The sequence below is a fragment of the Woronichinia naegeliana WA131 genome (genome assembly GCA_025370055.1).
Lineage (GTDB): Bacteria > Cyanobacteriota > Cyanobacteriia > Cyanobacteriales > Microcystaceae > Woronichinia > Woronichinia naegeliana.
In genome coordinates this window covers 3794228-3809663 of sequence record CP073041.1, presented here as the reverse complement: position 1 = coordinate 3809663, position 15436 = coordinate 3794228, and the positions used below count along the sequence as shown (strand labels likewise).

Here is a 15436-nt window from a genome sequence, read left to right as displayed (position 1 = left end):
ATAAATTCTCCTTATATTTAATGTGACTAATAAATTATTTGAGCGTTTTTTGATAGATTATGATTAAAATGACCACTGAAGCAATGATAAATAGTCCACCTATCCATTGTTGAGAATTACTGGTAAGGAGGTTGATCCCAATACCCGTCATCAAGTTTGCCAAAACTGATAGGGTAAAAATCGGGAGCGAGTCTTTTTGAACCTGATTTAATTGTTCTGATAACCGCACTGTTTTTGAGTGAAGTTCATTAAATTCTACCACCTGCTCCTCTAAATCTTTTTTTAACCCGAAGCACTCTGTCTGCAAAAGTTGTTTCTCCTGATATAATATCCTAATCATAGGAGGGTTGTTAACATAGTCCTCTACGTCAAATTTTACAATCCAATCAGCGTTGTCCCCAACGAGTTTGCGTCTTGCCTCCTCTAGAGAATCATTATAATCATTAGACATTAGTTAAGATCAGCGAAACGCAACAGTTTTTCCAGTTTATCAGAAATACAAATGTTATAGCAAGATTGAAGAACTGGACAAACACAACAATACATGGAGACTAAACTGGGTGATTCCCCAACAATTAACCCTTAAAAATTTTCTCAGCTACCAGGATACAACCCTCGACTTTCGGGGATTGCATACGGCTTGCATTTGTGGTGCGAATGGGGCAGGTAAATCTTCTCTATTGGAGGCCATTACCTGGGTGCTTTGGGGAAAAAGTCGGGCGGATAGCGAAGATGATGTGCTGCACAATGGCAGCGACTATGTACGAGTTGATTTCTTGTTTGAAAATAATCAAGAAACTTACAAAATTATTCGCAGTCGTCATCGAGGCAAAAGCAGTGCCTTAGATTTTTTAATTAAATATGAAGCGGGGTTTCGTTCTCTGTCAGGTAAAGGTTTGCGGGCTACTCAAGAGCAAATTATTGAAGTTCTTAAATTAGATTACGATACTTTTATTAATTCTGCCTATTTACGTCAGGGACGGGCGGATGAATTTATGCTCAAAGGCCCCAGCGATCGCAAACAAATTTTAGCTAATTTATTAAAATTAGATCAATACGAAGTTTTAGCAATTAAAGCGAAAGATATTTCCAAGCAAAAGCAAGGACAGATCGAGTTACTAGAGGCGACATTACAAGCCGTTGAACAGGATTTAGCCCAGAGAGAAGTGGTTGAACAGCATCGAAAACGGTTGGAGCAGGAAATTGAAATCATTCAAAAGATACAGGAACAGGAACAATGGCAACTTCAGCAATTACAAACCAGCCAAAATCAACGTCGAACCTGGCAGAAACAATTGGATTGGCAACAAAGTCAAGCCCAAAATTTAATGCTAGAAATCCAACGTCTTGATCAAGCTGATCAGGAACTTAAGCAACAATTACAAAAACTTCAAGCAATTTTAGATCAAAGGGAAGAAATCCAGCAAAACTATCAAGAATTTTTACAATATCGACAACAGGAATCAGATCTAGCAAGCAAATTTCAGCTTTTTCAGGAAGCCCAACAGCAACAGCAACAACTAGAGCAAGAAATTCTGCAAACCGATCATGCCATTCAACTGGAATTAAAGCAATTTCAGATGCGTCTTGATACTCTTAATCAACAGGAAAAAGAATTACAGCCCATTCTGACAAAAACCCTAGATATTGAAACCGGTCTCAGTCAATTAAGAAAGGCTCGGCAACGATTAGCACATTTCGATAGTCTCCAACATCGCGTTTCGCCGCTACAACAAAGACGCTATGAACTTCAGTCCGACGTTGAACGAGCAGCCGCTCAATTACAAGCAAAACGGGAACAACGTCAACTTTTGAGGCAAGAATTACAGGCCAATATTACTGAAATTCCCCGTAAACGTCAGGCCTTACAAACGACAGATGCTCAGATTAAAGAACTCGATAAAAAGAAAGTTTACCAAAAGCGAGTTCATGAAAAAGGTCAGGAGCGTCGCCATTTTCAAGAGCGCCTTCAGGAACATCAACGACTCTGTGAAGAACAGATTCAGGAATTAATTCAAAAACAACAATTACTCGATACACCGGGTGCAATTTGTCCTCTCTGTGAGCAAAATTTAGATGGTCATTATCATCAACAGGTCATTCAAAAAACCCAGGAACAACAGCAACAGTTACAGGAGCAAATTTGGGTTTTGAAAGAACAAATGTCTGTCTGTGAAAGAGAATTACAAATTTTACGGGGTGAATATGCCCAAATCAAAGAAGAGTTAGCCATTTATGATACTTTGCAACAACAGTATGGACAATTAGAAGCTGATTTAGAGCGTAGTGGCGAGATTTATAATCAAATTGCTAGTCTTGACACGGAAATTGAACAGTTAGATTTAATACTAGCTCAGAAAACCTATGCCCAGGATTTACAACAGGAATTAATTAACTTGAATGAGGAATTAGAGCAATTACAGTATGATGAACAAAGTCATGCTTTAGTCAGGGGAGAAGTAGAAAAATATCGCTGGGCTGAAATTCAACAATCGAAACTAGAAGATGCTCAACGTCGTCTCAAATTGATTCAGGCAGAACGTCCTCAACTATTAGCAAAAATTGCAGATCGTCAACTTGCTAGTCAACAATTACATCACGATTCTGAGCTTTATCAACAATTACAAGCGGCTCAAAAGGCACTCAATCATTTAGGTTATCAGCGATCGCAGCACCAGGAATTATTACAAACCCTACAGAAAAAACAGGTTTGGCAATTACGCTATCAAGAATTACAACAGGCTCAGGAACAATTTCCCCCCTATCAAGCGCGTTTAGATGAAAATAGCGATCGCCGAGAACAACGGCAAAGGGAATATCAAACCATGCACCTTGAAATCCAACGCTTAAACCATCAAGTAGAACATTATGCCGACCATGAAGCCCAAATTAAAACCCTAGAAGCCAGTATCCAAAGTCGTCGTCGTCAATTAGATGACTATTTAGCTCAAAAAGGACGTTATGAACAACAGGCAATTCAATTAGATATTTTGCAGGAACAAAATCAGGAACATCGACAACAACTGCAAGAAATTAAAAAACAATATCGCATTCATCAGGAGTTGGCTAAAGCCTTCGGAAAAAATGGCATTCAAACCCTCATGATTGAAAACATTCTGCCCCAATTAGAAGCAGAAACCAATCGTATCCTCGCTCGTTTAACGGGTAATCAACTCCATATCCAATTTGTCACTCAAAAAGCCAGTAAAGCCACTGCCCAACGTCGTACTCCTAAATTTATTGACACCTTAGATATTCTGATTGCTGATATCCAAGGAACTCGTCCCTACGAAACCTATTCAGGCGGTGAAGCTTTTCGGATTAATTTTTCTATCCGTTTGGCCTTAGCAAAACTGCTTGCCCAAAGAGCCGGTACAGCACTACAATTACTGATTATTGATGAGGGATTTGGAACGCAAGATGCCGAGGGGTGTGAACGTTTGGTCGCTGCTATTAACGCGATCGCCGCCGATTTTGCCTGTATTTTAACTGTCACCCATATTCCCCAATTTAAAGAAGCGTTTCAACAGCGTATCGAAGTGCAAAAATCGGATCAAGGATCAAAAGTACGAATTTTGAGTTGATTTTGCTAGGGATTAGGGGACAGTGGCGATCGCGAAAAGAAAATTACCTTAAAAAACGAGCATTAATCGTAAAATTTAATAGTAAAATAGACAGCATAAAGAAATCTATTTTGATGACTTAGCTCATGTCTAATCAACCCCCGACAAACCCCATCTCCGAAAAAACTGAGTCAAATAGTGCAAAAACCCGCCAACTATTAGGAATGAAGGGGGCATCTACGGGAGAATCCTCTATTTGGAAAATTCGCCTGCAATTGATGAAACCGATCACCTGGATTCCCTTAATTTGGGGAGTCATTTGTGGTGCGGCTTCGTCGGGAGAATATACCTGGACATTAGAAAGTGTCTTAAAAGTTTTGACTTGTATGTTACTGTCTGGCCCCCTGATGACCGGCTATACCCAAACGCTCAATGACTTTTATGATCGAGAAATTGATGCTATTAATGAACCCTATCGTCCCATTCCCTCTGGTGCAATTTCCATTCCCCAAGTAACCGCGCAAATCCTCATTCTTTTGGGTGGCGGTTTAGGCGTTGCCTATCTGCTCGATCTTTGGGCCAAACATGATTTTCCGATCATGACAGTTTTAACTTTAGGAGGTGCATTTATTGCCTATATTTATTCGGCTCCTCCGTTGAAATTAAAACAAAATGGTTGGTTAGGAAATTATGCTCTCGGTGCTAGTTATATTGCTTTACCCTGGTGGGCTGGTCACGCGCTTTTCGGGGAGTTAAACAGTACAATTATGATCCTGACCCTGATCTATAGTTTGGCTGGTTTAGGCATTGCCGTTGTTAATGACTTTAAAAGTGTGGAAGGCGATCGCCAATTGGGATTAAAATCGTTACCAGTAATGTTTGGGATTACGACGGCAGCTTGGATTTGTGTTGTGATGATCGATCTATTTCAAGCGGGCATTGCCGGATATTTAATCTTTATTCAGGAGAGACTTTATGCGACTATTGTTCTACTGCTAATTATTCCCCAGATCACCTTTCAAGATATGTATTTTCTCCGTAATCCCCTAGAAAATGATGTCAAATATCAAGCTAGTGCCCAACCATTTTTGGTAATTGGGATGTTAATCACGGGTATTGCCCTAGGCCAGGCTGGTATTTAGCAAAATCTTTAAACAGCCAAACCTAAGCAGAAAGCGATCGCGGTTGTGATAACTGTCCTAAAATTAGAGAAAGAGTGACCGCAGAAAACCCTAAAACCTTCAAATAACGACCATGCAGATTCGTCCCTTTCTCGAAAGCTTGCCCAGTCTCTATGAGCATTGGGGAACAACCGCAATGCAACCAAAGAAAGCAGAACCCTTTCGAGAAATTTTAGGAAAAGTAGAGCAGCCAACTACTGCTAATTTTTTACAATTGTTAACCTCTGCGGCAGAATATTTAGAGCCAGGGGAAGTCATCTGCGAGATTGGTTGTTGGCATGGTGCAAATCTAATTGGTGTTTTAGCGGATCATCCTGATCGCCTTGCTTATGGAGTAGATTTTTTCTCGACTCAAGCAGAAGTCGCAGAAAACAAAATTGAGTTATTGCAAGGAAATTTAGAAACTTTTGGCGTTGCAGAACAGTTTTGTTTTTCCCACCAGATAATAGATGATTTTTTTGCGAATTTACGGGACATAGGGACTGAAGATAAAGTCGGTTTGTATATCTATAATTTTGAGCCAGAATATCGTCAGATATTAATGAGTTTGTTATTAGCCAATGATTTTTTAGCAGAGCAAGCATTAATTATTATCAATAATACAAATAAACAACCTGTCCGACAAGCGGTTGGAGATTTTCTCAATACCCAATCCAATGCGAAAATTATTGTGGATTGGCAGAGCAATAGTAATCAAGTTTTTGGCAGTCAAGGGTTAGGTGTTATTGCCTGGGATAGTCAAAATAGTTTAGGTGAGATTCAACCAATTATTATTCAGGAAAGCTCTTTTAATCCCATTAATCTGGTCAGTATTTTTGAGCAAGGTGATAAGAAGAAGGTTCTTCATGTGGGCTGTGGCCCCTATAATCCTGATGCTTTACCGCCTGAGTTACGAACAGAGGAGTGGCAAGAGATTCGCTTAGATATTAACCCAGCCGTTAACCCTGATATTTTAGGAACGATTACGGATTTAAGTGCGGTTCCTGATGAGTCGGTAGATGCGGTGTTTTCTTCCCATAATATTGAGCATATTTATACCTATGAAGTCCCTCGTGCTTTACGGGAATTTAAGCGAGTGTTAAAACCTCATGGTATGGCAGTGATTACCTGTCCTGATATTCAAGCCGTTGCGTTAGAAGTTGCTCAGGGAAACTTAGAAAATCCACTTTATATTTCTCCTGCTGGCCCCATTGCGGCGATCGATATTTTGTACGGTTTAGGAACCTCTATCGAACAAGGAAATTATTATATGGCTCATAAAACAGCTTTTACCGCAGAAACTCTAAAAGAAAAGTTATTAAAAGCTGGATTTGAACAAGTAGAAGTTCATCGAGAGGGGTTAAATCTTTGGGCAACAGCTTATGTAAATACTAGAAGTACTAAGGAAGATATTTTGGCTGAATAGAATCTTGCAGATTTTAAATTTATGATAAACAAACCTTTTGAATGAATTATTATGAATCGTTTCTTTGACCTGAGTTATCAAGATAAAACCTTACAACAATTTGAAAGTCATCCCTATCCTGATACGCCCCTAGAAGAATCTCCGAAGGATAATGTAACGCTTCTCTACAAAAATAGTTTGGTTACGGCTTATTATCGTTTTTGCCAACGGGTTATTTCCTCCTTAGAAGATTGTTTAATCCTAGATTTAGCCTGTGGAACGGGCTATACAACTTTAATTCTTGCTGAAGCAAATCCTAAAGCAAAGATTATTGCGGTAGATATTTCACCTTTATCCTTAGAAATCGCAGAAAAACGTCTCAATTATCATGGCTTTAGCAACGTGGAGTACCAGGTTTTAGCCTTAGAAAATCTCAATCAGTTAGGTTTACAGTTTAACTATATTAATGCGTCCGATATTTTATATCTTTTGCCCGATATTCCTTTTGCCCTCAAACAGTTAGGAACAGTATTAAAACCCCAAGGCATTATTCGTAGTAACCTCCATAGTTATTATCAACGTTTTAATTATTACCGCGCCCAAACCTTATTTAAACAGATGGGCTTAATGGAAGGAAATCCAGACCAAATAGAATTAGGAATCGTTCGAGACTTTTTTTCGGCTCTTGATGATAAAGCTGATTTAAAGCTCAAAACCTGGGGGCAGCAAAAACCTGAAGATGTCAGAGATGAGACTATTTTAATGAATTATCTTTTTCAGAATGATAAAGGTTTTACAATACCAGAATTATTAAATTTTCTAGGACAGGCTGACTTGGAACTTTTTAGTATGGTAAATTGGTGGGAATGGCAACTCACTGATCTATTTAAAGACCCTGATAACTTGCCCGCTTTTTTAGCGATGGGATTAGCCAATTTAGACTTAGGGGAACAACTAACTCTTTATGAATTAATTCACCCCAACAAACGGCTTTTGGATTTTTGGTGTGGTCGTCCCTATTCAGCTATTAAAACAGAAAACATTAAGGCAACAGAAGATTGGCGGAATATCCAAGTCTATTTACATCCTCAACTTAAAACCGAATCCTTTCAACAAGAAGTTCTATCCAGTTCTCATTTATTTCCTCTTAACCTCAAGGACTACTTTCCCTTCTTGCCCCAGGAAATTTGGCTAGATCGTACTCTATTGACAGCTCTTTTTACTCCACTCTTGGAACAAGCTTGCTCATTACATGTGCTAGTGCAACGATGGTTGGCTATTCGTCCAGTGGATCCTGTTACCTTGTCCCCCACGACAGAAGCAGACGCATTTATGGTCATCAGTCAAGCAATAATGGATCAAGAGCGATTAGGCATTATTTTGTTGGATCAACAGTTGTAAAGAATTATTAACAATACTCAAATTTACGAATAACCCGAAAAAGCTCTTACTGTAAGGATTTCAGCTTTCTGAAAAAAAAAACCTGGGGGTGATAGGAAAAGTGAGGGGTTTGGGTAAGTTACAGCTAGAAGGGTCTCAAGACATCAACTTATCCCCAACCCAAAGGAAGAAGATCATGAATAGTAACTTTAAATTTAAACTGCTCTCTCATCTCACTGCTAAGAAAGAAGATAAAGGTTTTACCTTAATTGAACTGTTGGTCGTTGTGATCATCATCGGTGTGTTAGCAGCTATTGCTCTCCCCAACCTGCTTGGACAAGTGGGTAAAGCACGGGAATCAGAAGCTAAATCCACTATTGGCGCGTTGAACAGAGCACAACAAGGCTACTTTACAGAAAAAGGAGCTTTTGCTACTGGCACGACCAACTTAGAAGTTCCCACCTCTGGTACCAAATATTACTCGATCACGGTTCCTGCCGCAGGGATTCAATTAGCGAATGGAACCAATAATCCCAAAGATGGAACTCGTGACTACGGTGGTGGAGTCTCTTATAACACAAATAGTCGCTCGTTTAGTTCTATCGTCTGTCGTGCGGTATCTTCTCCTGCCTATGCTTTAGCTGCTAGCGATATCACTGGTGGGCAGATTACTTCCAATGCCACCGTTGGCTGTGTTAGCTCTACTGTAAGTGAAGAAGTTAAGTAGTCTAGTCTCTCTAGATTGTTAATCTTTATGTTGTTAGGCGGGGGACTGGTCATCCATGTCGTCCGCTTTTCGTCTGTGGTCAAAAAAGTACTTTCTTAATTAAGATAGGCTAGGTTCTTGTAATGACCGTTAAACCTACTTTGTATTTTATTCAACTGTTATTCAAACCAGCAGTCGGGAAGGAAGGGTTCACTCTGTTGGAACTGATGGTTGTCATTACAATCCTAACAATCCTAGTTCTTATTTCTTTTCCCTTAGTGATGTCACAAATTGGTAAAGCAAGGGAAAGTGAAGCAAAAATGAATCTAAGTGCGATTGGATTAGCTCAACAAGAATATTTTTTTGAAAAAGGAAGCTTTTCTAACCAAATGTCAAACCTAGCCACATCAGTAAATAATGGTTACTACTCCTATCCAAACCCGACTTTACTTTCTTCTACAGTAGTCAAGCATCAAGCCGTTCCCTTTGAGCCTCAGAACAAAAATATTCGGCATTATTCCATGGGAGTCTATTTCAATTCTGATCAGAGTTATTCAGTCAAATTATGTCAAAGTGCTAATCCAAGCCTAGACACCGAGGTTGGTGATACCGCTTCATCAGGTTGTATTAGTGGTATTTTATTGGATTAAAGTTATGGATAATAAGCGAATATCTTTTTTCCTGACTCTCAAAATATTCCTAGTTACAAGTATTAGTTTAATCGGGATTATCTATCTACAAGAATCCACTATCAAAAGTTACAAACAAACCTTAACCCAAAATAATTATTTAGTACAAGAAAAGCAAGAAGGAAGTCAACTTAAGCTAATCAATACGCTACCAACGCTGGGATTTCAAAATATTCTTGCTGATTGGTTGTATTTGAAGTTTATTCAGTATTTTGGTGATAGCAATGCACGGGAAACAATAGGTTACTCTCTTAGTCCTCAGTATTTTACTCAAATAGCCAACCGAGATCCTCGTTTTGTGGACGCACTGCTTAAACTGGATACGGCAACTTCCCTTTTTGCAGGTTATCCTGATTTAAGTGTCAGCCTTTTGGGTAAGAGTATTAATGCTATTACTCAAAATTTTAAATCACCTGGTACCGCTCCCTATTATCTTCCCATTTATAAAGGCGTTGATGAATTGCTTTTTTTAGGGAATCCAAAAGCGGCTGCTGATTCTAATCGTCAAGCATCAGCTTGGGCTAAAAATTATAAAGACTCCGAAAGTCAATCTGTGGCCATCAATACCCGGCAAACAGCTAATTTTTTAACCCAAAATCCCGGTAGTAAAATCCCCCAAATTGGAGCTTGGGTTCTGGTTTTATCTAATGCGTCTGATCCTCGTACTGTTAAACGAGCGATAGCTGAAATAAAAGTCTTGGGTGGACAAATAACAACCAAACCTGATGGTAATCTTGCCATTACGGTTCCCCCTGAAGTTAAGTGAATTTCCTTGACTCAAATTAATATTCAATTAATATTCATGATAGACTCTCTGAACAATTTGCTCATAAAAATTCTCTAAGGCCTCAACACAAGTTAAATCATTAAATAGTTTAAAAGAATTTGCTTTCAAAGCGTCTTTGATTGTTTGTCTCCATACTGCATCTGAGCCAAGCCGAACAGCAATTTTAATATAATCCTCCTCCGTTTTAGCAACAGTTTCAGTGACTCCAATAATTTGTAACATACCATAGGACTGTCGTCCCCGCATAAACTCCCCTGGAAGAGTTACCAAGGGTAAATTACAAGCAATAGCATCTAAACTTGTCAGACCACCAGACCATCCAAGAGTATCTAAAAAAACATCTGATATACATAAAAGATTACGATAATCTACGGGGTTTATTCTGGGTTTGAAAAGACAAAAATCGTTAATATTCAAGCCATAAGTGTCGAATTTGCGCTTAAGTCTGTCCTTAAACTTTTGGTTGACTTCTGGACTTTCATAGGCTTCACTAAATAAAATTTTGGCTTGAGGAACCTGTTTAACAATCTCACAAAAAAGATAGTCATGCTGAGGTAAATATTTAGCTGTCATTTGGCAAGAAACGTAAAGAATGTCCCCTTCTTGAAGTTCAAATTCGGAACGAGTTTTGAGTTCTTGGGGAATCTCTGGTGAAGGAATAGAGATGCCCAGATTTGGTAACCGAACAACTTTCTCCGAATAGTGTTCCTGGGCATTCTGAGGTTCCATTGCATCACTGGCCAAAAAGTAGTCAATCTGAGAAGAACCCGATGTGATAGGATGTCCCCAAGTACTACATTGAATGGGAGCTAGTTTCAGAGCAGATAAACAACATAATTCAGGTTCAATACCAATATCTAAAAAAACCAAAATATGCAAAGAATCTTCTTGGATTTTTTCCAGAAGCTTTTCAAAATCATTCGGAATATGATAATAATAATTACTATACAATCGAAAGCTTTCGGTGTTAACATCAACCACACTTCCAATATCATAAAAATATGTTTCAAATTTTTCTGAATTACGATGTTTAATCCAGTTTAAAAATAATTGGCCTAGACCATGGGAACGATGACAAAGATAACCGATACGAATTTTTTCCGTTGTGTTTAGAGCAATATAGTTCGTAAATTTGAGCCAATTGGAATAAAAAATTTTCATTGTTTTTTTGACAAAATCTGCGTATTTAATTTGTATTTCTAAATCATTTTTATTCTGATAATGAAGATAATAATTATTTCGATTCCTAAGAATAAACATTGCAAATGCTTTTTGAGATTCATCTTCAATTTCAATAGCTATATTTGTTATCAACAGATTTAAGTTTTCAATATAGTTCCTTCTGAATATTTCTATTTCATCCATCGTATTATAAATAATAGGTAAAATTCCTTGCTTAAAAACTTCAAAAATAAAAGATTTTTTAGGCTCATCTTGAAAAAAATGGATGGCTTCATCTGACAATTTTAAGGCTATATCTTGCCGATTTTGTCTTTGGTAAGCATTTATTAAATAAAGCCGTTGTCGAATACTCTCTGGATACTTTTGAATCCCCTCCTTAGCAATAGGAATTAGCTCATTTTGTTTGCGTTGAGCTTGATAATAATTGCCTAATTCATTATAAAAATCTAAGTCTGCATATTCAGACAACCGATATTGCTCAAAATATTCAAATGCTTGTTCAATTCTGCCTTCATAATAGGCATTTTTCCCGTAGTATAAACTTGCTTCAGATATACGATTCAATTTTTCTAAAGCAAAAGCTAAGTTGTAATAAACGTCTGCATAATCCTTTTGCAACAAGATTGCTCTTTGGTACAAATTTACGGACTCTTCGTATTCTTCTAAGTTTATTAGTAAATTACCATAGTTCATATAAATAGCAAAGTGTTTAATTTCATTATCTAAAGCCTTTTGATAAAGTTTTTGAGCTTCGCTAGACAATGAGCATTGTTTTAATAAATTGGCTAATTTAATATAGGATTCTGGATTTTTAGGATCTTTCTCAATTGCCAATGCGTAGATTTGTATTGCTTGATGAAACTGCTCTATTTTTTCTAAAATTAATCCTAGCCCTTCATAATAAATACTAGGCTCAGAATTCTTCGTTAGTGCCTCAGTTACTTTAATTTGTGCTTGCTCATAGTCTTCTAACTGAAAATAGACCATTCCTAATTGATATAAAACTTCATCGTCATCGGGAAATATGAGTAAAGTATTTTCATATTTTTCTTTGGCTTGAGCAAATTTTTTAGAGAATGCAAAAATCAAAGCTTCTTTTTTGGTGATTTCAATAAGTTTATTAATTTTCCTTAATAAGTGGTTGTCAATATTTTCTTGTAAGTTACCGAGAACAGCAAAAAGTTTACCAATAATATTAAAATTAGGTGATTGAAGTAGAAGATGATGATTAATCATATTTGCTATAAGGTTACCTAGTATTCTCGGCGTACTATCGCGAGAGTCACTATTGAGGAGGCAAGACATCCAAATATCTTGAGCTAGTTCTTCTTGATCTTGCAGAAAATAAGCTAAACCCAACCACAAATAACTATCTAATTTTCTTGGGCTTTCTTGAATGAAAGAATTTAAGAGAATGATAGCTTCTTCATATTTACCTTCCTGTAAATAGTACAAAATTTGTTCAAAGTAGCTTTGATCATTCATGTTAGACTTACTCCTACGGTAGCAATAATATTGTTGCATAAAAAGAGAAATTCTGCAAATTAGTTTTGAGATTATTTATTTATTTTTTGAGACATGGCAGTAGAATTTTTCTAAACTCAAAACACAAGATTGATCGTTATAAATTTTGTGTTTATTAGCCCTTACTTGGTCACGAATTTTTTTTCGCCATTTAGAATTACATCCTAATTTTATGGCAATTTTAATGTAATCAGTTTCACTGTAGGCAATGGTTTCTTCTATTTCTAACATTTTTAAAATACCATAGCTATGGCGGCCTCGCATAAATTCTCCTGGACAAGTCACTACAGGTAGATCACAGGCGATCGCATCAAGAGAAGTAAAACCGCCCGACCAACCAATTGTATCTAAAAAAATATCAGAAAGATGTAAAAAATTAAAATAATCAGGAGAGTTTAAGCCTAAGAGAAAACAACAAGAGTCTTTATAATTTAATTGATACTGAGAAAAAATATAATCTAGTCTTTCTTTAAATACTTCGGTAATTGCTTCACTACCAGTGCGTTTGATAAATACAAACTTAGCATTAGGAACACGTTGATAAATCTCAGGAAATATGTAATCATACTGAGGTAAATATTTAGGTAGATATTGACAGGATAAATAAACAATATTTTTATTGTCTATATTAAAATAATCTCTTTTTTTTGTTGCCTCTAAATAAGGAGGAAGCACAATATTAAATCCAAGTTTTGGTAATCGAACTAATTGCTCTGAATAGTGAGACTGTGCTTCTTTTGGCTCCATAGAATCACTACTTAGGAAGTAATCGATCATTGGAAAACCTGTTGTCATTGGATGCCCCCATGTTGCACATTGAATTGGAGCTAATCTTAAGTTAGCTAACTGACTAATTAATGGCTCCATTCCTATTTCAAAATAAACTAAAATATCTATTTGATCATCTATTATTTGTTTACAAGCTTCTTCTAGTTGATTGGGGAAATGAAAATAGTGATCGCTTAATAATTGAAAATATTGATTATTCTGCTCTATTGTTTCTCCAATATAATAACTATAAATCTCAAATTTATTGGGATCTCGATGTTCAATCCAACCAATTAAAAGTCTTGCCAGCAATGATTGCATTCGTTGGGAAACATAACCAACTTTAAGTTTACGATTATCTGTCGGTTTTCTTATATTTAAAGGCTTTGCCCATTGAGGATAAGCTGCTTTCATTATATCATTGATTAGTCTGCCATACTTTTTTTGTAGTTCAAGATCATTGTAACCCTGATAAGCTAAATAGAAATTAGTTTGTCCAGCTTTACTTTGTCCATTAATAATTTCATAAGCTTTTCTAATTCCCTCTTGCGTAGACAGATCTATTGCCTGGCTTAGAGTTTCCAGTCCGTCAGAAAAATGTTCTCTATAAGAAAAAATTTCCTCTTGATCGACATAAATCGGAGGCAAGAATAATTCTTTTCTTCGTAGTAGCAATAGACTATCTGGGAACAACAATACAGCCTGATCGAGTAAATCAATAGATTCTTTAGTTTTTCCTAATTCGTTTAATGTTTGAGTAAAGCCATCATAAATCTCTACTTGACAGATCTTATTTTTAATAGCTGCTTGGTAAATCAATTCTGCTTTTTGATAATCTCGTTTGTGTAAATAGAAATTACCAAAATTAATATATGCACCATGATGATTAGGACAAAAAGATAGGGCTTTTTTCCATATTATTAATGCCTCATTTTCTAAATCAATGTTCTTATATAAATTGCCAAGATTATTGTAAGCATCTGCATAAAATTTATCTAAATCAATTGTTTTTTTGTAGTTTACAATAGCTTCTTGAAGCTTTTGTTTTTTTTCTAAGATTAAACCTAAAGTATAAAAGTAGGTAGCATTACGAGGGCTTAGTGCAATTGCACTATTTATTGCGTTTTCTGACTTTATTAATTGTTCAGATTTATAGTACAAAACTGCAACGTTATACCACGTCAAGGGATCTTCTACTAGTTCCAAAATTTTCAGAAAACTATCTTCTGCTTTTTGATACTGTTCATTTTGGGCAAATTGAATCCCGGATTGATATAAGCTATTAAGAGTTTGATCAATAGCTAAATCTAAATCTAAATCTAGATTTAGATAATCTTCTCTTAAAAAGAAAATAGTATTTAGAATGGCTCGAACTTGATTAAGATAACCTCTTTCAATAGACATTAAACAATATGCTTCTAAAATTTTAATCAAATCATCTTTTTGTTTCTCTATTTTCTCCTGAGCACCTTGACTGAAAGCTAAGAGAAAGATATTCTTTGCAGACTCTTCCTGCTTGTTTAATAAATAAGCTAATCCCAAATACCAATAATAGTTGATCTCTTCTGCATTGGCTTCAATACACTGCCCCAAAAGAGCGATCGCCTGTTCATAATTCTGACTTTTCCCGTTAAGTCCAAAATCCAGCAATGCAAACTTCTAGAGGCTTTATCTGGCAAGGGTTTGAGTAATGATTCTCTTGACAGGAAAAAAATATTCTGAAGCCATCATCCCGCTTATCGTTCAAATTTCAAAAACAAAGGATGAAGGGAGTATGAGACTGTAAAATGGAGAAAATCTTAAAGAGCAGGTCAAAAAATGTTGGAATGGTGGACAAAAAACTTTGCCAGTTGTGAATTCTGACTTTTCCCGTTAAGTCCAAAATCCAGCAATGCAAACTTCTAGAGGCTTTATCTGGCAAGGGTTTGAGTAATGATTCTCTTGACAGGAAAAAAATATTCTGAAGCCATCATCCCGCTTATCGTTCAAATTTCAAAAACAAAGGATGAAGGGAGTATGAGACTGTAAAATGGAGAAAATCTTAAAGGGCAGGTCAAAAAATGTTGGAATGGTGGACAAAAAACTTTGCCAGTTGTGAATTGGGAGACGAGAGGCTAAACAATCGTGCCTTCTCGATTGGGAAAAAGTTAAGTGAGGGGTTTGGAAAAGCCTTATCAGAAGTGTTTAAGGGAGGAAACGAGTTAAAGAGGGCCTATCAGCAATTCCAAATTCAAATGGTATAAATAGAGACAGAAAAACTTTGACCTATAGG

At 36.6% G+C, this 15436-nt stretch carries 11 protein-coding genes; 8 read left to right on the top strand and 3 right to left on the bottom strand.

The window, feature by feature from the left end; genetic code table 11:
• Positions 1–34: 34 nt before the first annotated feature.
• Positions 35–451, bottom strand: a complete 417-nt coding sequence (locus KA717_19195; GenBank protein UXE64412.1) for a hypothetical protein — start codon at positions 449–451, stop codon at positions 35–37.
• Between the two features lie 109 nt (positions 452–560).
• Between KA717_19195 and sbcC the strand changes: the two genes are divergently transcribed.
• The 7 genes from sbcC (at position 561) to KA717_19160 (ending at position 9669) form a co-directional block, all read left to right on the top strand.
• Complete coding sequence (sbcC, locus tag KA717_19190; GenBank protein UXE64411.1) at positions 561–3584, top strand: exonuclease subunit SbcC; 3024 nt, start codon at positions 561–563, stop codon at positions 3582–3584.
• Positions 3585–3709: 125 nt separating this feature from the next.
• Positions 3710–4705: a chlorophyll synthase ChlG gene (gene chlG, locus KA717_19185; GenBank protein UXE64410.1), complete on the top strand. Its 996-nt coding sequence runs from the start codon at positions 3710–3712 to the stop codon at positions 4703–4705.
• A 112-nt stretch (positions 4706–4817) separates the two neighbouring features.
• Positions 4818–6149, top strand: coding sequence for a methyltransferase domain-containing protein (locus KA717_19180; GenBank protein UXE64409.1), 1332 nt, complete (start codon positions 4818–4820; stop codon positions 6147–6149).
• Between the two features lie 51 nt (positions 6150–6200).
• Positions 6201–7529: a class I SAM-dependent methyltransferase gene (locus KA717_19175; GenBank protein ID UXE64408.1), complete on the top strand. Its 1329-nt coding sequence runs from the start codon at positions 6201–6203 to the stop codon at positions 7527–7529.
• Positions 7530–7617: 88 nt separating this feature from the next.
• Complete coding sequence (locus tag KA717_19170) at positions 7618–8235, top strand: prepilin-type N-terminal cleavage/methylation domain-containing protein (protein ID UXE64407.1); 618 nt, start codon at positions 7618–7620, stop codon at positions 8233–8235.
• Between the two features lie 206 nt (positions 8236–8441).
• On the top strand, positions 8442–8864 hold the full coding sequence (locus KA717_19165) for a type IV pilin-like G/H family protein (GenBank protein UXE64718.1): 423 nt from the start codon (positions 8442–8444) through the stop codon (positions 8862–8864).
• Positions 8845–9669, top strand: coding sequence for a hypothetical protein (locus KA717_19160; GenBank protein ID UXE64406.1), 825 nt, complete (start codon positions 8845–8847; stop codon positions 9667–9669). Before KA717_19165 ends, KA717_19160 begins: the two co-directional genes overlap by 20 nt.
• A gap of 27 nt (positions 9670–9696) precedes the next feature.
• Here the strand turns inward: KA717_19160 and KA717_19155 are convergent, their stop codons facing one another.
• A complete protein-coding gene (locus KA717_19155) occupies positions 9697–12357 on the bottom strand; it encodes a tetratricopeptide repeat protein (protein ID UXE64405.1) in 2661 nt (886 codons plus the stop codon).
• A gap of 75 nt (positions 12358–12432) precedes the next feature.
• Positions 12433–14814, bottom strand: a complete 2382-nt coding sequence (locus tag KA717_19150; protein ID UXE64404.1) for a tetratricopeptide repeat protein — start codon at positions 14812–14814, stop codon at positions 12433–12435.
• A 410-nt stretch (positions 14815–15224) separates the two neighbouring features.
• Between KA717_19150 and KA717_19145 the strand changes: the two genes are divergently transcribed.
• Positions 15225–15407, top strand: a complete 183-nt coding sequence (locus KA717_19145) for a transposase (protein UXE64403.1) — start codon at positions 15225–15227, stop codon at positions 15405–15407.
• The last annotated feature ends 29 nt before the right edge of the window (positions 15408–15436 follow it).